The sequence below is a fragment of the Pseudoalteromonas sp. CnMc7-15 genome, assembly GCF_022347925.1.
In the GTDB taxonomy this organism is placed as follows: Bacteria; Pseudomonadota; Gammaproteobacteria; order Enterobacterales; family Alteromonadaceae; genus Pseudoalteromonas; species Pseudoalteromonas ruthenica.
In genome coordinates, this window is sequence record NZ_JAKRFT010000002.1 from 468,801 (window position 1) to 488,744 (window position 19,944).

Genomic DNA, 19,944 nt, shown 5'->3' on the forward strand with positions numbered 1-19,944 from the left:
ACGGTATGTTGAATTAAAAAGCTTTACCGAATCACTATGACTATTTTAGAGCGCGCTAATCAGCTGCTAAGTGAAAACAAACTGAAGGAAGCCGAGTTTCATTTTAAATCGGCGCTTGAAGCCGACCCGAATCAAGGCGAAGCACTGTTTGGTTTGGGTCGCATTGCTATCCGCTTAGAGAAGTACCCTCAGGCAGTCTATTTGCTACAAAAAGCCTGCCAAAGGCTTCCTAAAGTACTCGACCCTTTATTTGCGCTTGCCGATGCATTTGACGGCCTAGAGAAACGTAGTGATGCTTATGAAGTACTGCACTACTGCACCAAAATTGCTCCTCATAACGGCGAGTCCTTTTATCGCTTAGCCCTGCACCACCTTACCTATGGCTATATCAAAAAAGCTAAGCAGGCTCTGCTCAATGGCTTGGGCTGCCCCGATCACCCAGTCACCCCATACATATACTATGAGTTAAGCCAACTGAAAGGTAATAATGTCACTTCTAAACAGATTGCTCATATGCACACTCTGCTTAGCGCAAGCCGCAGCACGCAAGCCAAAGTGGTGCTGCATTACAGCTTGGCAAAAAGCTATCATAACAGTGGTGACAAAACTCAGGCCTTTGCTCACTATCGTTTAGCCAATGAAATGCAATATACCTTGTGTACGCCTTTAGGCGAGGGCTTCGAGCAGTACATCAACACGCTCATAGCGCAGTTTTCAACAACCTTCATTGCTGAGCAACAAGACACCTTAAAGGCCAGCTTTATTCCAGTGTTTATTGTTGGCATGCCACGGACGGGTTCCACCCTGTTAGAGCAAATGTTGTGTCAGCACCCAAGCATAGCAAGCCTGGGTGAAAACGACGTTATTAGCGCCAAACTGATGGCTTATTTGAGCGCGGTCAATGAAGCTCCTTTCCCACAATGCATGGCCAATACGAACACCGATATTCGTAACCGACTGCGGCAGATGTACGTTGATGAACTGACCAAGCATCAACTCGCTCACCGTGTCGTGATCAATAAACTTCCCGCTAACTTTCAAGCTCTCGGAGCTATTCAAGCACTGATGCCGAATGCCGTGTTTATCGATTTGAGACGTAATTTCCAGCCCATGGCTTGGTCTGTATTTTGTCATTACTTTGGCGCCAATGAGCCCTTTTTCTGCCATATGGACACCTTAGCTCGTTACTACGAAGGCTATGATAACTTGATGCAACACTGGCGAGACACATTGGGTGAGAATCTGATCACGATACATTACGAACAATTAGTGCAAGAACCTGAACAGTCGCTACGTAAAATATTCAGTAAATTGGAGTTAAGTTACACACAACAATGCTTGCGCTATTTTGAATCACATCACGCGGTGACGACCTTGAGTCGCCATCAAGTGCGTGAACCCGTCTATAAAGATGCGAACAAAGCTTACAAAGAATATGAGCAAGCCTTTAGCGAATGCTTTAGCCGTAGCGTGAAAACCAGGCCAGTACATCCTGAAACTGATCCCGCTGCGCTTGGGGATGAGTAAGCATGTCAATATGACCATAGTCATGGTGATGGCCATGACTGCGCCCGTACAACTTAAATTCTTGGATGCCACAACCTGACTCTTGCATAAACTTCTTTATATCTATGGGTTGTGCCAGCGCTTTATCCTTCACCCCTGCGATGTGCAACGTTGGCGGTAACGCCAAGCGTTTAATGGCATGGCCATAATCAAAACCATCGTCGCTATCAATCCAAGGCCTAACCTTTGCCCACTGCATACTTTGATAGTGTGATTTAACGGTTTCGTCATCACTGCCCCACTTCAGTTTACGCGCAGGCAAATAGCCATATTTCTTCGCTTTTTTTGGCGCCAACCAATACCACACCAAATTACCTTTAAGGAATTTACTAGGGTGACGGTTATACAATGAGCGCTTGGATCCAAAATATGCACAGGCGCTGACTTTCTTTATGTACTCAGGAAAGCGAGCAAAGACACTGTTGAATAACACGCCGCCCCAAGAGTGAGCAACCCAAAAACGAGGAAATTCACCGGCATGCTCCGTTATTTTGCTCAAAAACGCTGGAATTTCATGACATATGGCCTCGGTTTGCCCATAACTGGCCCCAGGGCCTATTGATGGCTTACTTTCGCCACGACCACATAAGTCGGCGACATAACATCGATATCCATGTTTAGCTAAAAAAGGCGCTAATCCTTTATTCGAATGCGTATAAAAAATCTTGCCATTTTCAACAGCACCATGCATAAAAAAGATGGCTGGACCTGTAGCGTTATCTTGCGCAATATAACGTAAATGAAGGGTTTGCTGCTCACTGTAATCAATATATACCGACTGTTGAATAATATCGCTCATACTTGATACTGCTTATTCTTTTTTACTCATCGTACCAGCATCAAATGTTATCAACAAGTAACATAATTCAGTCACTATTTAGCCACAACAGCTATGCTCGCATGATGAATAGGCCAGAGGTGTAAAGAAAAGCAATGAAAGTTGCATTAAGCTTCGCTAGCCTTGTTGCGGGTTTAGCCTAGCATGCTCAAGTTCAACCACCGGAGCAGGTGAAACAAGAAAAAGTTTATCATCAACACAAGCACCCGCAAGCGGTGCACGAACGAGAACGGTTAGAAAGTCGATTGCCAACGATGCTGGTGAACTCTACTTTAGGTTCAAGCGTCGAAAGTAAAAATAAAATACCTGTATCCGGTCGATTTCAAGGGTGCAGATTAATTGCGTTCGGTGGTAGCTGCTATGGACAACTGTGGAGTTGAAATGATCGCTTTCCCTTTCCCCCTAGACTATCGCAATTATATCACAACCGCTATCGAGGTGGAGCGTTATCAGATCCGCAAACTGAAGACGGTTAGGGGTTATTCCCAAATGAGAGCAGCTTACTTAAAATAATACATTGTCTATTTATAATAAATAAACAATGTCAATCCAGAATCGGAGTACAGCACTGTTTCTACTGACGATTCACTGCAGCAGTGTCCAAGGTAGGCAACCAGAGTTCTGAACGCTCTAACGGACACTTATCGCTTGGAAACCGAAGATTGCCCGTTAGAGACTGAGCTAAAAGCTCGCATACTTTACAATATTAGGCTAATGATAATTATTTTCTGACAAATAAATTTTATTGTTGATACTGATAAGAATATCTAAATCCCCATCTTGATCTATATCTGTTAGTAAACTGCTTCGAACTTCGGTATCTAATGTCGACAGCTTTATAACTGCTGTGATAACGGGACGTTTAAGAAGCTCATTATATTCGTAATGAGTTAACAACCCTTCGTTAATGTTAATATCGAAAAAGTACGGTGATTGAGTACCGTAAAGATCTATGAAATGAGATATGCGCTCAAAGTCGTTTGCTTCAGCAATACCGTCTTCTTTAACTTCATACCAACGGGCTTTGGTATCTAACACTCGCGAGGAAGAGTTGGTCTGGATAGGGCTAGATAAATCCACGACCAGTTCTTGAGATTCATCATTGTCCACATCTAGTAACCTGAAGTTACTATAACTCCCAAGTTGATTATCCAACTCTTTGGGTGATGCATAACTATTGTCCGCTAATTGTTTCCGCCAGCTTAAAGTTCCGCATACGAAATAATCATAACGGTCATACTCTGGACATATCTCCGCTCCACTAATTTGAACAATATCTGTATTAGAGTCTGAATCGATATCAAATAAAACTTTTTCTACCTCTGTACTGCTGGCGTCGGTGTTAAGCCTGACCCAACTACTATCATACAAATCGTCGGGCTCATAAGAGTTTTTGAGTTCATTATATAAGCTCCATATACCAGTAGTTTTTAAGTCGGCATATCCGTCATCATTAATATCTTTCACGTCCATCAGAGTCGTACTCTCAGGATAACCTTCGCAACCTAAATCGGCTATCACTTCAGGCCCCATAAAACCACCTTGATAGCCGTAGTTTACAATAATAACGCTTTTCCACTCATCTGGCATACAGTAACCCTTTGCCGAGTCATAGTCTTTGTAATCACTCAAAGCGTCGACCAAGCCATCATTATTGACGTCATAGAATAAACTAAAGTTAATGACAGTAGAGAAATCAAAATCGACATTTTCAATCAGCATACCGTTATGATATTTTAAAGATCTAAGATTATAACTATCATCATAGTAAATTAAACTAGAGAAGTCGTCAGATAAATCAACTATTTTATGGTCGGCCTCATAAATCAACTCAGGCTCTGATAAAAAATTAACAACAGGAGAACTTTCAACTTTTATAACTTTAGAAGTAGAGTTACCATCTTCGTCTTCTATAGTTAAATTTAAATTAGTAGAAACAGTTTCACTAAATGCTTTAGGAAAATTAAACTCAGCCTTATTATTATCAATTAACTTTATGTTAAATTCTTCTTGATAGTCAGTAGTTAAACTAATATCTGCAATGGGCTCCCCGTCGACGTCCCAAGTGAGCATCGTAAAAGCACCGCTTTTACCATTAATCTCTTCAGTGACAGTAACTACTGGTTTTCGTGATATGGGTTGAACTTCGACAACTAAATCGGCACTCGCAACCGCCCCCTCACCGTCGGTAACCAAAACTTCAAAAGCAAGCTTTTGCACCCCTTGAAGCAAGGAAAGTGAAGGTGCTTTGAAGCTGGCATTTTCTTGATTAGGATTAGTTAATGTCACCGGTAACCCAGACTTCTGCTTCCATAAATAGCTTTCAATTGATTCGTCATCTCTCGCAATCACAGACAGAAAAACCGTGCTTCTTTCATTCACTAACGGCTGATAACTAACGGTAATTACTGGTGGATTGTTTGTTGGCTCCTCTTTATCATTTGACCCGCCACATCCACTGATAAGAAAGACAATCAATAAAGATAAAAAACTATAAAATTTCATATTGTTGCACACTTTTCATTAATATATTATTGAATTAAGAACCGGGCTAAAAATGCAGGGGCGAGCAAATAGCCACCTCTCATTCTCGGTTCTAACAGTTAATTATTTCATGAGTTATAAAAAATTTGATATAAAATGGGTTTTAATCCTTTCCTAACAACAGCTTTGCTTTAGACCGAGCAATAATCACATGGTCTTTGCGCTCGTTTTTACACTATGGTAACTTGGTATTGTAAAGGAGGGGCTAGCACATCTTTAAAGTAATCTATGGTCAGCTCCTTGCTACTATCCAATGGTACCTTCCACGTAACTTGCTTATGTCTCTCTTTATTGTCTATTTGACACAGCGTACCATCATCAATATTCATCCTCAGTCCGCCTTTAACGACACAATTTAAATTACACTAGTAAAGAACAGGATTATTATTGAAATTATCTATAGAATAGTCGAACGACACGCTCACCGAGCCAGGCGTTTTGATCTCTCGAATCACATTACTAATAGTGGCTTCACTTTGCGGTAATGAAGAATAAGGTGAAGCGCAACCGGCTAATAAAGTAAACGGTATAAAAAATTGATTCGTTTGTACATATTACTTAGTCCCTTAAGAATAGACACTCCTACTCTAACCAAAATGATTGATATCCACAACACCTCCCAACCTTTGTCATTTCGCTCTTCTAATCGGTAGTTTACTGAAAAGGAAAGGGGCTACTCCTATCCAATAATAGTTATTAATAGACTTACCACTATTTTGATTTTTTTCGTCTATATGGAAGCTGTAACTAGAGGAAACAAGCGCAACAAAAGTATCGGTCAAATACTTATATCCCAACATACTTCTTTAATATGCTCTGTGGGTGGTGAAAATCAACTAATAATCCAAGGTGGGTCGCATAAAGTAAGCTTTACAAGGTAAATAGCGCTCAGCAGCGTCCCATATTAACTCACTATCTTTGCAATAAACTAACTTCATAAAATGTACCTTTTCCTTATCGATAAAGTCATCACGAAAATAGACCACAACCAGGTTAAAATCCATTTGGGCTTTATCTACTTTGATATATACGTTTAGGTAGGACCAGATAGGACGTTTTTCCTTGAAGTTTGAGTGACACAGCTCATGCCAACGTGAATCTAAACATAATTTACACTATAGATTAACCCGATACCGAATTTAACGCTTTGGTGTTGCTGTAACCATCACACACATAAAAGCTGAACCACTATCTCCTTAGCAGAAAAGCTTCCAACATCGTCCGTCACAAAGCACTATAGCAACAGAGTGATTTTCTCTATAATGGTGCTTTTAGCCGAATAGAGTTTGCCCTTGCATCCGAAGAACCGTCACGCCAACGGCTATGATTTCGACGCCTTGTGTCGAAGCTTACCTAGCTTAGAGAACCACATTATTACTCGGCGCGATGGCCAGCCAAGTATCGATTTCAGCGATCCGAACGCGTTAAAAACACTTAACCAAGCACTGCTCAAGCACTATTATCACATTGATATATGGGATTTACCCAGCGGCTTTTTATGCCCCCCGGTTCCCGGGCGAGCTGATTATGTGCACCACTTACACGACCTACTTGCCAACGACAGCGGCTTAGATGTCGCGCATCATAAAGTAAGAGTATTGGATGTGGGGACCGGCGCATCGCTCATTTACCCTATTTTAGGTCATAAACTATTTAACTGGCAGTTTGTTGCCAGTGATATCGACCCCCAGTCTGTCAAGCTCGCTAAGCAGTTAGCACAACTCAATCAATTACCTATCAAGGTACAACAACAAAAACGTCCAAGTAGTTATTTTAACGGCATAGTTAAAGCCCAAGATACCTTAGTCGCCACCCTGTGTAATCCGCCTTTTCACGACAGCGAACAAAGCGCGCAGGCTGGGAGTGAGCGTAAATGGCGTAACCTTAAAGGCCAAGCAAAGGGGGCACACCTCAACTTTGGCGGTCGTGCCAATGAGCTATGGTGCCATGGTGGCGAACTTGGCTTTGTGCGCGATATGATTTTAGAAAGCAGCCATTATGCCGAGCAGGTACTGTGGTTTAGCTCATTGATTTCAAAAAAAGACAACCTCAGGGCCCTCAAAAACATATTGCGTAAGGCTGGGGCCATCAATATTGAGGTGGTGAATATGGCCCAAGGGCAAAAAGTCAGCCGCTTTCTTGCTTGGAGCTTTATGCCACAGAGTGAACGTCAAGCACGCTTAGAGCAATTGCTTTGCTGAGTGGTACTCGGGTCATTGAGCGCTTGCTTATAATGTTTACGACACACGGAAACATAGCGCTCGTTACCACCAATTTGCACTTGGTCGCCACTGGCAACCACCGCTCCTTCGCTGTCATAGCGCAGTACGTGGTTGGCTTTGCGGCCGCAGTGGCATACGGTTTTCAGCTCCACCAGCTTATCGGCCCAGGCTAATAAATATTGTGAACCGACAAAGAGTTCACCAAGGAAGTCACTGCGTAGACCATAGCATAAAACGGGGATGCGCAACTGATCGACAACCTCGGTCAACTGCCACACTTGCTGCTTTGACAAAAATTGGCTTTCATCCACCAACACACAGTTTACCGGCTGGATTTGATGCTGCTGTTGGATAAGTGCAAACACATCAGACTCACCGTCAAAGACATAGGCATCGGCCTGCAAGCCAATTCGCGAGGCAACCTTACCAACACCTGATCGGTCGTCTATCGCGGCAGTCATAATCATAGGGCGCATACCGCGCTCACGATAGTTAAAAGCCGATTGCAGTAAGGTTGTAGACTTTCCAGCATTCATCGCCGAGTAGTAGAAATAGAGTTGAGCCATAGTGATTGTTATCCATTTTTTTCGCGCGCCAAGCTTACACTAAGGCTCTATGAAAGTCATATCTCCTCTCAGAGAGCTTTAAACAACAAATACTAATTGCGAATTTGTAGATAGCGTCGGTAAATAGCAGTGGTATCCAAGCCTTTTAGCGCATCCCATATACGTTCCACTCTGTGCGGATAGGCCTGGTAAAATTTTGGGGCGAAGATAAGATAGCCATAGTGCACATCAAAAGGCGGATAAAGTGGGCTCACCCCTTGGATATCGGCGGGCTCAACATATAGGTTCTGATTACCAACTTGGCAAAAATCCATCACTGCGTGTACACGCCTGTTAGCCAGTAGCCGGTATGCGTCTTGCTGCGAAAAAACAAAATGCACAAAAACTGGCTGATCGTTTAAGCGCTGGGCAATAGCGTAACCATGCGGCAAGGCAATCGCCACACCTTGCTGTTGCAAATAGTGTCTTCTTGGCCAGAACTCATGAAATTCACGATTGCCAATAAAACAACTTCCCACTTTACTCAGTGCACGATCTGTATCAACGTCATCATTAATCATAGGATAACGCAGCCGAGAGAGTCGTTGCTTTCGATAGCTGCCTATTAATGCTTGCGCTTCGCCCTTTTCAACCATATCTAAACAGCGCTTCCAAGGTCTGCGAATAAATGCAAAACGCACGTTCTCTAGACGTGACTGCAATTGTTGGATCACTTCTATGTTAGCACCGGGATTGTGGGTAGGCACCTCTCGGGTTTGTCCCATGTAAAACGGCACCACCTCTTTGTCCTCATAACAAAGGGTTATTCGCAGATTGCTGTTAGCTGCCAATGCTACGCGGCAACAAACAACTGTTATAACCACCATGAAAAGGAAGAACCGGACCATTTAAGACCACTTAGCTGGATTAATTGTGTTTTAGTTTAGTCGTCGTAATGGGCCTGTTCAAACGCTAGCAACCATTGTTTTTTGTCCACTCCACCGGCATAGCCAGTCAAGGTGCCGTTGCTGCCGATAACACGATGGCAAGGCACGATAATACTGATAGGGTTTTTGCCATTCGCCGCGCCCACGGCGCGCACTGCGTTAGGGTTATTTAATAACTTGGCAATATCACCATAGCTGCACGTAGTTGCATAACCTATCGTCATCAATGCATTCCACACCTGATTTTGAAAATCAGTGCCGGCGACATCAATAGTCACATCAAATGTTTGCCGAGTACCATCAAAGTACTGCTGTAGCTGATAGAGTGCCTGATTTAGCAGGTCGTTGTTACAACTAAGGCCACTTTGGGCACGGCCCATATCAAATCCGACATAACACAGGCCATGATCGGTGGCTTGGATTAACAAGGCGCCTATCGGCGTCTCTAGCGTTGTTTGGTACATAGTCATAATTGTTGCCATAGCTGAAAGGTTAAATAAGAACGAAACGGCGCACAGGCTTCGGGGTCTAGGCTCGGCAGATGTTGCAGCGCTTTTTTGACCCCCAAGTCCCCCCCTAAATAGATATCAGGGTCGCTCAGACCACGCATTTTCGCATAGTTTACAGTCCAAGGGCCGATACCTTTTATGGTTAACCAAGCGTCTACATCGTCAATGCCATGGCTGCTCACATGCCGGGCTAAATCAATAAGCGCCTGTTTACGCCTTACGGGCATTTTAAAAAAGCTAAGCTCACTTTGCGCCACTTGGTGAGCACTTGGAAAATAGCGCCCTTCATCACCGAGCGATGCCACCAAGGTTTTGCTTAACTGTCTTGCAGCACTAACGCTGACTTGTTGCCCTAACACCGCCCTGATGCCCGCTTCAAACGGCTCCCAAATGCCTGGCAGCCTGAGCCCTTGTTTAAGCGGCAGAGACTCCCCGAAAGCACGATGTAGTTGCTGATTTATCACCTCGGTATCAGCATCCAAATCTAAAACACGGCGAATGTTCGCCACTACAGCCTGTAAATGAGACCAATCCGTGAGGGTAATATCAACCCAAAAGCCTTGTTTGGCCCGGTCAAAAACAGCATTAAACTGGCCTTTACAGGATGCATACTCAAAGGTGCGACCATAGCTGTTGGCGTCAACCCACTCTACAGGGTCGACCGCCCGCTTTGCTAAAAACTGTTGCATAGAAGGCCAGTCATAAGGCGGGCGAAAACTTAAAAACAAATTAATATGCTGCTGCGTAGGCGACTTTCGGCTACGAATATCACTCGGAGTGAGCTTTAGAAGCTGTTTAAATGCATCATTGAAGCGCCGAATACTGTTAAAGCCTGAAGCGAATGCAATGTCAGTAATTTTTAGCTGTGTTTGCTGCAATAGCTGTTTGGCAAACTGGCACTGGACAAACTGGGCGTATTGGCCAGGTGCGATACCATAATGTCGTTTGAATAATTGACTTATATAACTTTGCGACACCCCTAGGCGCGCCGCCAGCGCGGGTAACCCTCCCTCACGCCATTGCCCTTGATCAATTAACTTTTTGCCACGCAGTGCGGTTGTTTGCGCGCCCAGCCAAGGATAACTGCCTGGACTGGCATCGGGGCGACAGCGCAAACAGGGTCGAAAGCCGGCTAAGGCTGCCTGATGTGCATGCTGATAATACTGCACGTTATGCTCTTTTGCCGCAGGGGCTGGGCAAATAGGCCGACAATAAATGCCGGTACTACGCACTGCAACGTAAAAGAGCCCATCAAAGCGCTTGTCACGGCTCATCCGGGCTGTTTGGCAGATATCTGGGGGATACATGCTCTACACTCACTTTACTTTAAGTCTTGTGATCAGCTTATCGTAAAATGCGCGAATACCTAGCCAGATTTTACACTCAATATAAAATTAACTTAGCGCCCTGTTGCTTGATGAAAAAGCGCCTCCACCGCTGGCCAATCTATGACCTCATAAAAGGCTTCAATATATTCTGGTCGGCGGTTTTGGTACTGTAAGTAGTATGCATGCTCCCATACGTCCAAACCTAGAATAGGCGTTAATCCATCCATTAGTGGGCTATCTTGATTGGCACTGTTGACCACTTGAAGTCGATGGCTACTATCAACCACCAGCCATGCCCAACCACTTCCAAACTGCGTTAATGCCGCCTGCGTAAACTGCTTCTTAAATGCCTCCCAGCTCCCTAAGTCACTTTTGATAGCCTTAGCTAACGCACCTTGTGGCTCAGTGCCACCTGAGGGGCTCATCACCTGCCAAAACAAGCTGTGATTGGCATGCCCACCGACGTGATCACGGACCGCAGGTCTCAGTGCCTCATCTATCTTAGCGATGTTACGCAACAACCAATGTGCCCCTTTGCCCTCATATTCGCTGTCTTTCAAGGCGTCATTGGCCTTATTGATGTAGGTTTGGTGATGTAAAGTATGATGAATTTCCATGGTACGGCCATCAATATGAGGCTCTAGGTCATCATAGCCGTAAGCTAATTCTGAAAGTTGAAATGCCATCGTCACTCCTTATTTAGTGAAAAGTGGGGTGTGTAACACTGTGCTGATTAAGCGCGTGTTGTAGTTGCTTATGAGTTTCAGGGTTGGGGCCATAGAGCTTGGCGAAGTGCATCAGTTGCGCATAGGTTTTATCACTATGGATAGCGCCAATGTGCATGACACTTGGATCAGAGTGCTGACGCAACGCCAGCATATTGGCATGCACTTGAGTAAGCGTGTGTGCAGCGCCACTTAGGTTACCAAGGCGAATGTAAGTATCTGCGAGGTTATGGGCGGCCACTACCATAGCAGGGCTACATTGCGCCAATGCTTGGCAACGCACACCCTCATCTTTTAACGTTAAAAATTGCGCCATCAAGCGATAGCTAAGTTGGTAAGCAACAGTGTATTTATCTCTGGCGAGGCGCCACTGCTTAGCGTTGAATGCGTGATTACCGGCTTGAATATCGACTTGCCAAGGGGTGAGTGCGGATTGCACCCACGGCAAGTCAGTTAATGGAGATTGGCTCATACTGATTTACATTCACGTCACTGTGGGTCATATCACTACCTTAAACACAGACAAACGTTAATGCAAATCATTTTTATTTATAAAGTTGATTTCCTAACCTCATTGCGCAAACTGGTGCAGCTGCTCACCATCTAAGCGATAGATAATCCACTCACCTTGTGCTTGCGCGCCGATACTCTCATAGAAGTCAATCGCTGGCTTGTTCCAATCGAGCACCACCCACTCAAAACGGCCACAGTCTTTTTCAATCGCGCGACGGGCAAGAAATTGCATCAATGCCTTGCCTGCACCTCGACCTCGCTTATCTTCGCTAACATATAAGTCCTCAAGGTACAGGCCATTGCGGCCCAACCAAGTGGAGTAATTGAAAAAGTACACTGCAAAGCCGATTGGCTCAGCATCAGGCGCCTCACTATCAAAGCAAATCACACTATGGGCGGTCGCTCCTTCACCGAACAATGTGCGCTCAATGTCCTGCTCCGTGGCAGTGACCGCGTCCGGCTCTTTCTCATAAATAGCGAGTTGATTGATAAAATGATAGATAAGCGGCACATCATTGATCACCGCATCGCGGATAAACACTTGACTCATAAAGGTTCCTTGGACTGTGAATACCCTTCCATCATACAAGTGCGAGTCCACCTTGCAAGTTATACACGTGCTCAAAACCTAAGGCTTTTAAGTTACTGATAGCCTGTCCAGAGCGATTCCCTGTACGGCAGATCAAAACATAGTGTTTACTTTTGTCCAGCTGTTGCGTCAGCAATGCATTCGCGAGCCGACTAAGTGGGATATTAATAAGCTGTTCTGGCGCTAACGTAAATAGGCTGCGAATATCCGTTGCTCCGTGTTCATAGGGTTCACGTACATCAAGTACTACAGTACTGTCGCTGTGCTCATGCAGTAACTGCTGCAACTGCTGTGCGCTCAGCTGTGCCCCACTTGCCTTGACGGGGGCTAGGCTAAAGCCACATAAGGCGCCGCTTTGCTCACCTTGGCGCTGATCTAATTGATCTTTACGCAAAGCAAACTGCTCATGGTCTACCTCCCCTTGTAATAAGGCTGCCAACAGCTCACTGGCTTGGCACTGTGCCTGCCAGGTCATGGCAAAGCACTGTTCGTAATCGTGCGCTGGGCAAATAACCGTGTTTTGTTCAAGTAGTTGACTGAGTAATGTCAGCGACTGCGCCATCTGCTCGCAATTGGCATCGTCGAATTGAGTACTGCCCAGGCCACCCCAAACAAGCAAATCGCCACAGAAACAGGCTTCAATATGCTCGTTTTGAGAAAGTAAATAACTGACACTGTCACTGCTGTGCCCTGGCGTGGTAACACGGCTTAATTGATGTGAACCAAGAGCAATAGCCTCACCATGAGACCACCCAAGCTCGCCACTTGCATCGACTTCTAAGCGCTGCGCCAACAGCGAGCGAGCGGAGTCTTTATCTTGATGTCGGTGAGTTTCTAGTACTGCTTTGACCCGCAGTTGCTGCTGCTTTACTAACCGAGTCAGGCGAGGCACCAATTCAACAATGGGGTCGACTATCACTGCGTCATTATTGTCAGCGACAAATAGCCAACAACAACTGCCTTGATGGCGCAATTGTGTGAGCCCCAATGCACAGACCTCTTGCTCTGGCTGATGAGCATCAGAGACAATGAGACAATGATTCCTAAGCACTGGTTTTAACGCACAAATACGCTCACAGGCCAAAGCGATATCCGCAGCGCTGGCAGCTGGACCAAAGGACATGCGAATGGCATTTTCGCTTTGCCAGTCGCTAACACCCATGGCATCAAGTACGAAACTGCGCGATGCGCCGGAGCTACAGGCTGAGCCGCCACTAACGCGGATCCCCGCAGCATCGAACAAATCCATCACCTCTTTTGAGGTCAAGCTATTCACGCAAAAGTTCAGTGTCGTCGGCACCGTTGATGCTAAAGGCGCATTAAAGGTGATATCACCAAAGGTTTGCTCTAAGGCACTAATAAGTTGGTCGCGGTATTGATGCAAGGTGCACACAGGTTTGAACAGCGCTTGCTTAGAATCTAGCAGTAGTTCAAATAGTTCATACAAACCGGCGATACCGGGTAGGTTCTCTGTTCCTGAGCGCATACCACTTTCTTGACCCCCTCCGGCGATAAATGGGGTATAGGGGCTACTTTCGCGAATATACAAAAAGCCTATTCCCTTAGGTGCGTAGAGTTTATGCCCAGAAAAAGGGGCATAATCAATTGTGGTATCACTTAAGGCCAACGCCTGTTTACCAAGAGCTTGAACGCAGTCGACCATCCAAGACACTTGCGGATTATGCGCTCGGATCACTTTCTCGAGTGCACCTAGGTCTTGATATACGCCGGTTTCATTATTCACCGCCATGGTACATATCATTAATGCTTGGCCCACGTGCTCTGCAATAAATTGGCTATCTAGCAAGCCATCTTTATCCACCGGAATCGCCAAGACTTTTGCCCCAAGCCCTAATACTTCGTTCCAGTGTTTCAGGGTATTTGGCACGGCCTTGTGCTCAGTCGCCCCATAAAGCAATACACTGTGCTCGGTGGCTTTATGACGGTTTGCCAGCAGCGTGGAGACCACTGCCGTTTGAATTCCCTCGGTCGCACCTGAGGTGAAAAGAATATCGCCACTTTGCGCACCTATCACCTGGCGTGCCTTATTGCGCGTTTGCTCCAATAAATATTTCGCTTGCACGCCGGTTATATGAGAGCTTGAAGGATTTCCAAAACACACTTGCATGGTATGTGACACCACATCGGCAATACACGGCAGCACCGGGGTGGTGGCATTGGCATCAAGATAAACCAGATCTTGGCTAGGCTGGGTGAAGAAACGCTGCGACATAAGACACTATATTACTATTAGCTATAACTTATAACCATTGTACACATAAGCACTCAACGCAGTAAGACTAATTTGTTCGAATAAACTGAGGTTTTATGAGTTTATCGTATAACTCATGCGGCAACAGGGGGAGCTTGTAAAGAGTAAAAGGAGATTGCTGCATAGAAGCAGCAATCTATCGATATTTTTAATCGTTGTTCATTTCCTCGACTAACGCTTTGGGCATGCTTTGATGGGGTTCATCAGCACTGCTAGACCACGCATTAATAAGCGCACGTACCAGTGACGCCAGTGGGATTGCGAAAAAGACCCCCCAAAAACCCCATAGGCCACCAAAAAACAGCACCGCGACGATAATAAAGACCGGATTCAAGTCCACTGCTTCTGAAAAGAGTAAGGGCACCAACACGTTACCATCAAGTGCTTGAATAATGCCGTAGGCCACGAGCACTGACCAAAACTCGCTACCGAGTCCAAACTGAAACAACGCAACGGCAGCCACAGGAATAGTCACCAACGCCGCACCAATAAAGGGAATAAGAACTGAAAAGCCCACTAACACACCCAGCAGCGCCGCGTACCGCAGGTCGAAAATGGTAAACACCACAAACGACACACCACCAACAATCACAATCTCAAACACTTTACCTCGGATATAGTTCATAATTTGCTGGTTCATTTCTATCCACACCTGATGGATTAAACGGCGTTGTTTGGGCAGCAGCGAACTCATGCTTTGGACCAGCTGCGCCTTATCCTTGAGCATGAAAAATATCAGTAGTGGCACTAATATCAAATAAATCAGCCATGCGGCCACATCTTTAAGTGAGGTTAAAGAAAATGACACCAAGGTTTGCCCAAGCTCCACCGCTTTAGACTCAACACTGCTGACCACCGAACGGACCTGTTCGGGCGAAATTAGAGTTGGGTAGTCTATGGGCAAGTGCAACAAATAATGTTTTCCTTGCTCAAGCATGGTTGGCGCCTCTTGTACTAGATTACTGGTTTGTTGCCACAACACGGGCCCAATCCCAAATAAGCTGCCAATAACTAACGAGCAAAATAAGGCCATCACCACCACCGTGGCCAAGAGTCGTGATAGACCCAAGCGCTGCAAGCGGGCCACTGGCCAGTCTAAAAGGTACGCCACCACCACTGCGACCAACGCAGGCATCAACAAGTTACCGAAGAAGTAGAGAATGGCAAACGCTGCAACGAGCAACAGCAGTAGGGTGACAGAGTGAGGGTCAGAAAACTTTCTTTGATACCACGAACGTACGTATTCGAACACGAATTTAAATCTCCACTATGAGGCGGTAAAACGATGGTTGACGCTGCAACGCATAGCTCAGCCCTTGTTTTTTCAAGTACCGTTCAATATCGGTAAATTCTTGAGTGTTGGTATTCAACAATAATAATAAACGACGATGGTCACCCTGAGCACGCTTTAGCGCGAGCTTAAATTGCACAAACTGCTGCGGACACCGTAACGACCGTAAATCAACTTCCACCATTATATTCACATTACCTTGCTTGGCGCTTAACACTTGTTATCGATGCCAATATGTCGCTGAGATTAAGCGTAAAAAGAAATAGTTAGTAGATGATACCGATTCCTTAATCATACCGTAAAAAAGCTTAAAAGGTTTACGACATTCGTTTATGCTTAATACTATAAGGCGAAAATGAAGGAAGCGTGTCATGGCAACGTCGCATAACAAAGCTAGACTGCCTGCCAATCCGACCTTAAAGGAAATCAATTGGTATAAAAAACAGCTTAACTGGGGTGAACTGCCGCCTTTTTACCATATGGTGTCACAAAGCCTCAGTGAGTCTGAAAACCTGCTAGAGCACGGGTTTGATACGGCTATCAAGCGCTTACTCGATAAACGGAATTGGAACCTGAAGACACTCGGTGGGCAGGAAGATCATAATGGCATTATCCACTGCGATAACAAGCCGCGTATCGGTTTACATCAAAGCTTTACCGAGCGAGGCTTTGAGCTCAGTGCTTATGCTTATGCTGGCGACGAAAAAATTCGTCATTACGTACGTGATAATGCCAAAATGGAATTCGATGTGTGGGATCCGGCGACTATGGAGCATGTGATCCGCATCGGCCAGTTGCACAAATTCATCGCATTTTTCTTTGATAATGGTGATGAAGCCGATAAAGCTCTGATCATCCATGCCCATAAAGTCGTACATAACACGGTTGAATTGTTACGTCGCGAATTGAACGTTCAAGCCTACAACGGAGTCTCAATAAAAGAGTTCTACAAAATGTGCGAAAAGCACCACAACGCTGGCGGTAGTGAGTTCGCACTGGCTAGGTTGATGGAGCCAGATGATTATAACCACAAGGAATAATATGCCTTTTAAACGTATCTTGTTGTCCTGTGCTTTATTGAGCACAACGTTTATGCCAGTAAAGGCACAAAATACCTTTGAGTTGCCAGATTTAGGCACCTCGGCTTTGCAGGTGCTGCCCATTGAAAAAGAGCGGGCTATTGGCGATGTGATGATGATGCAAATTCGCGGTTCATCGCCGGTCATCGACGACCCCGTGCTTGATGAGTACCTGACTACGCTTGGCAATAAGCTTGTCTCCCACGCCGACGATGTGCGTTTTCCATTTTCTTTTTTCTGGATAAATAACAAAGATATTAACGCATTTGCTTTCTATGGCGGGCACGTTGGCGTTCATACCGGGCTAATCGCTCAAGCGGATAACGAGAGTCAATTGGCGTCTGTGCTCGGGCATGAAATTGCGCACGTGACTCAGCGCCACCTAGCAAGGCGTTTGCAGCAGCAAAAAGATAACTCTGGGGTTACTATTGCCGGGCTGATTGCCGGTATACTAGCGACCGTTGTTGCCCCCGATGCCGGCATGGCCATTATTTCCGGAACCCAGACACAAAGCGCACTGAGCCAACTAAGTCATAGCCGGGGGGCTGAGCAAGAGGCCGATCGAATCGGCATGCGCACTTTATACGAAGCTGGATTTGACCCTCATGCTTCTGGCGAGTTTTTAACAAAACTGGCCGCGCAAATTCGTTACCGCCAAAAGCCGCCAGTATTTATTCTTACCCACCCATTACCACAAAGCCGGATCAGTGATGTCCGCTTGCGTGCACAGCAATATGAAAAGCGTCAATATGGCCAAAGCTTAGAGTTCTACCTTGCGAAAAGTCGCATTCTAGCCCGCTACGGTTATGACTCACAACAAGCGCAAGAGCAGTTTAATAAACTACTGCGGGAGAACGCCTATGGCGACAAGTCAGCATTGCACTACGGACTGGCGCTGACCTTAATCGACCAGAAAAAATTCGACCAAGCATGGCAATACCTCGCGCCCTTGTTGGAACGCGCCCCGAGTAATCTTTTTTATTTGGATACGCTAACCGATTACTATGTTGGCAAGGGCGAGCCCGACAAAGCCCTTGAGCATTTGCGCCCATTTCATCAATTGCGGCCAAACAACCAAGTTATAACCTTAAACTACGCCCACGCTGCAATTGAAGCCGAGGACTATGCGCTGGCCACTGAACTGTTGCGTAGTTTTACCCTGGAAAAACCAGACCACTTTTTGGCTAAGCAGCTGCTTACCACTACCTATCGACGCCAAGACGACAAAGCAGCCTACCATGAGGCTAATGCGGATTTAATGGCTCAGGTGGGGGCGTATATGAAAGCCGCTGATGAAGTTCAAAAAGCCCTTAATCATATTGAACCGAATGAAGCGATTAAACATAAACGGCTGAAGGCATTGTTAGCGCAATACCGGCAAATGCAAAAAGAGCTCGCTCGTTTATAACGCATATGCCCACCTCGGTGGCGCAAATTGAAGCAACAAGGTGTGCGCCTCTATCAACGGGCGCACGTATCTTTTACACTATAGGTATAAATTTATCGGCCCCGCCTGCACTGCCAAGGCCAATATGGTTGTGGCCAGCTCACAGCAATCAAGGGCAAAACATCCGCAAGAGGAAGCTATGTCTATCGTTATTTATCACAATCCACGTTGTTCTAAATCACGCCAAACCTTGGCCCTAATCGAGGACAAAGGTGTAGAGCCAGAAGTCATCAAGTATTTAGACGATACCCCCAGCGTAGAGCAACTAAACACACTGGTACAACAATTAGGCTTTAGCTCTGCCCGCGAATTAATGCGTACCAAAGAAGACACGTACAAAGAGCTTGATTTAAAAAACCAGCATGACGAACAGGCGCTATTAAATGCCATGCATCACAATCCAAAGCTTATCGAACGTCCTATTGTTGTAAATGGCAATAAAGCCGTTCTTGGACGTCCTCCTGAAAATGTCTTGGAGCTGCTGTAAATGGCACCTATTTTAGTGCTGTACCATTCTCGAGGTGGCAGTGTTCGCGCATTGGCCGAGGAACTTGCCGACAGCATTGAAGCACAAGGCGTTGATACGCTGATACGCTGCGTCAGTGAGGATGGGTCGCACCCTCAAGTAGACTTAGTCGAGCTCAGCCAATGTTCTGCATTGGCTTTTGGCACTCCGACTCGCTTTGGCATGATGGCCTCGCAAGCAAAAGCGATGTGGGAGCAAACCAGCGAGATGTGGCTTAAAGGCGAACTCATTGATAAGCCAGCCTGTGTGTTTACTTCTTCAAGTAGCATGCACGGAGGTAATGAGGCGACCTTGCTTAACCTGGCCACGCCGCTCCTGCACCATGGCATGTTATTGGTGGGGGTGCCTTATGACGTCCCGGCATTGAGTAGCACCACCTCGGGGGGCGCGCCTTACGGGGCAAGCCATGTATCTGGGGCGCACAATAACGCTCAATTGAGCAACGATGAAAAACAGATATGCCAAGCTCTGGGCAAGCGCTTAGCAACGTTAACGAGAAAGCTTAATGACTGATATTGCAAAAAAACCGATCACTAAACGCTACCAACTTTTGGCGTTGACCGGCTACATTGGCCTGCTAATTCTAATGCCGCTGTGGATGTTTGTCTTGGTACCACGCACTGACTATTCACTGGCATTTACGTTTGGTTTGTATATTCTGCCGTTGTTACTGCCATTGAAAGGCATTATTCAAGACAAACCTTACACCTATGCTTGGGCCAACTTTGTGGTCATGATTTATTTTATTCATGGTTTTACCTTGTTGTGGGTCAGCCCCGACGAGCGCCTTTGGGTCATTCTTGAGTTAATACTCTCAAGCATGATGTTTGTAGGTTGTACTTACTATGCCCGACATCGCGGTCAAGAATTGGGACTAAAAGTAGGTAAGCTTAAAGATGACCTAGCCCAGGAGAAGGCGGCACAAGAATATCATCGCCAAAATCACCACAAAGATAGTTAGTAAGCTCGCAAACATGCCAGAGTACTGCGCTTCGGCATGTTT

General features: G+C 45.7%; 19 protein-coding genes. 7 read left to right on the plus strand and 12 right to left on the minus strand.

What is annotated here, in order from left to right; all coding sequences use genetic code 11:
- The first annotated feature begins 36 nt into the window (after positions 1-36).
- Complete coding sequence (locus MHM95_RS05875; protein ID WP_152441588.1) at positions 37-1,527, plus strand: sulfotransferase; 1,491 nt, start codon at positions 37-39, stop codon at positions 1,525-1,527.
- Here MHM95_RS05875 and MHM95_RS05880 read toward each other — a convergent pair.
- A complete protein-coding gene (locus MHM95_RS05880; protein ID WP_022944470.1) occupies positions 1,460-2,365 on the minus strand; it encodes an alpha/beta fold hydrolase in 906 nt (301 codons plus the stop codon). The genes MHM95_RS05875 and MHM95_RS05880 overlap by 68 nt on opposite strands.
- Positions 2,366-3,115: 750 nt before the next feature.
- On the minus strand, positions 3,116-4,909 hold the full coding sequence (locus tag MHM95_RS05885) for a hypothetical protein (RefSeq protein ID WP_239384662.1): 1,794 nt from the start codon (positions 4,907-4,909) through the stop codon (positions 3,116-3,118).
- A gap of 1,331 nt (positions 4,910-6,240) precedes the next feature.
- Here MHM95_RS05885 and rlmF point away from each other — a divergent pair.
- On the plus strand, positions 6,241-7,149 hold the full coding sequence (gene rlmF, locus MHM95_RS05890; protein ID WP_239384664.1) for a 23S rRNA (adenine(1618)-N(6))-methyltransferase RlmF: 909 nt from the start codon (positions 6,241-6,243) through the stop codon (positions 7,147-7,149).
- Here the strand turns inward: rlmF and MHM95_RS05895 are convergent.
- From MHM95_RS05895 to MHM95_RS05940, 10 genes are all read right to left on the minus strand, one after another.
- Entirely contained in the window at positions 7,119-7,736 is a 618-nt protein-coding gene (locus tag MHM95_RS05895) for a thymidine kinase (protein ID WP_053910801.1), read from the minus strand. The two genes, rlmF and MHM95_RS05895, sit on opposite strands and share 31 nt — an antisense overlap.
- A gap of 92 nt (positions 7,737-7,828) precedes the next feature.
- On the minus strand, positions 7,829-8,515 hold the full coding sequence (locus tag MHM95_RS05900) for a hypothetical protein (protein WP_239384665.1): 687 nt from the start codon (positions 8,513-8,515) through the stop codon (positions 7,829-7,831).
- Positions 8,516-8,658: 143 nt separating this feature from the next.
- Positions 8,659-9,126, minus strand: a complete 468-nt coding sequence (locus MHM95_RS05905) for a methylated-DNA--[protein]-cysteine S-methyltransferase (protein ID WP_239384926.1) — start codon at positions 9,124-9,126, stop codon at positions 8,659-8,661.
- A 2-nt stretch (positions 9,127-9,128) separates the two neighbouring features.
- A complete protein-coding gene (locus tag MHM95_RS05910; RefSeq protein ID WP_239384666.1) occupies positions 9,129-10,478 on the minus strand; it encodes an AlkA N-terminal domain-containing protein in 1,350 nt (449 codons plus the stop codon).
- 92 nt (positions 10,479-10,570) lie between these two features.
- Positions 10,571-11,185: a superoxide dismutase gene (locus tag MHM95_RS05915; protein ID WP_239384668.1), complete on the minus strand. Its 615-nt coding sequence runs from the start codon at positions 11,183-11,185 to the stop codon at positions 10,571-10,573.
- 13 nt (positions 11,186-11,198) lie between these two features.
- Positions 11,199-11,696, minus strand: a complete 498-nt coding sequence (locus MHM95_RS05920; protein WP_239384670.1) for a hypothetical protein — start codon at positions 11,694-11,696, stop codon at positions 11,199-11,201.
- A gap of 99 nt (positions 11,697-11,795) precedes the next feature.
- On the minus strand, positions 11,796-12,287 hold the full coding sequence (locus MHM95_RS05925) for a GNAT family N-acetyltransferase (protein ID WP_022944477.1): 492 nt from the start codon (positions 12,285-12,287) through the stop codon (positions 11,796-11,798).
- 31 nt (positions 12,288-12,318) lie between these two features.
- Positions 12,319-14,559, minus strand: a complete 2,241-nt coding sequence (locus tag MHM95_RS05930; RefSeq protein ID WP_239384671.1) for an aminotransferase class V-fold PLP-dependent enzyme — start codon at positions 14,557-14,559, stop codon at positions 12,319-12,321.
- Positions 14,560-14,746: 187 nt separating this feature from the next.
- Positions 14,747-15,850, minus strand: a complete 1,104-nt coding sequence (locus MHM95_RS05935; protein WP_022944479.1) for an AI-2E family transporter — start codon at positions 15,848-15,850, stop codon at positions 14,747-14,749.
- A 4-nt stretch (positions 15,851-15,854) separates the two neighbouring features.
- On the minus strand, positions 15,855-16,073 hold the full coding sequence (locus MHM95_RS05940; RefSeq protein WP_026111040.1) for a sulfurtransferase TusA family protein: 219 nt from the start codon (positions 16,071-16,073) through the stop codon (positions 15,855-15,857).
- A gap of 187 nt (positions 16,074-16,260) precedes the next feature.
- Here MHM95_RS05940 and MHM95_RS05945 point away from each other — a divergent pair, with 187 nt between their 5' ends.
- The 5 genes from MHM95_RS05945 to MHM95_RS05965 all read left to right on the plus strand — a co-directional run bounded on the left by MHM95_RS05945 (position 16,261) and on the right by MHM95_RS05965 (position 19,902).
- Entirely contained in the window at positions 16,261-16,929 is a 669-nt protein-coding gene (locus MHM95_RS05945; RefSeq protein WP_239384673.1) for a hypothetical protein, read from the plus strand.
- A gap of 1 nt (position 16,930) precedes the next feature.
- Positions 16,931-18,376, plus strand: coding sequence for a M48 family metalloprotease (locus MHM95_RS05950; RefSeq protein WP_045978996.1), 1,446 nt, complete (start codon positions 16,931-16,933; stop codon positions 18,374-18,376).
- Between the two features lie 178 nt (positions 18,377-18,554).
- A complete protein-coding gene (arsC, locus tag MHM95_RS05955; RefSeq protein WP_239384675.1) occupies positions 18,555-18,902 on the plus strand; it encodes an arsenate reductase (glutaredoxin) in 348 nt (115 codons plus the stop codon).
- Positions 18,903-19,454, plus strand: coding sequence for an NAD(P)H:quinone oxidoreductase (wrbA, locus tag MHM95_RS05960; RefSeq protein WP_022944483.1), 552 nt, complete (start codon positions 18,903-18,905; stop codon positions 19,452-19,454).
- A complete protein-coding gene (locus tag MHM95_RS05965) occupies positions 19,447-19,902 on the plus strand; it encodes a DUF2069 domain-containing protein (protein WP_045978995.1) in 456 nt (151 codons plus the stop codon). The genes wrbA and MHM95_RS05965 overlap by 8 nt, the downstream gene beginning before the upstream one ends.
- Positions 19,903-19,944 lie beyond the last annotated feature (42 nt).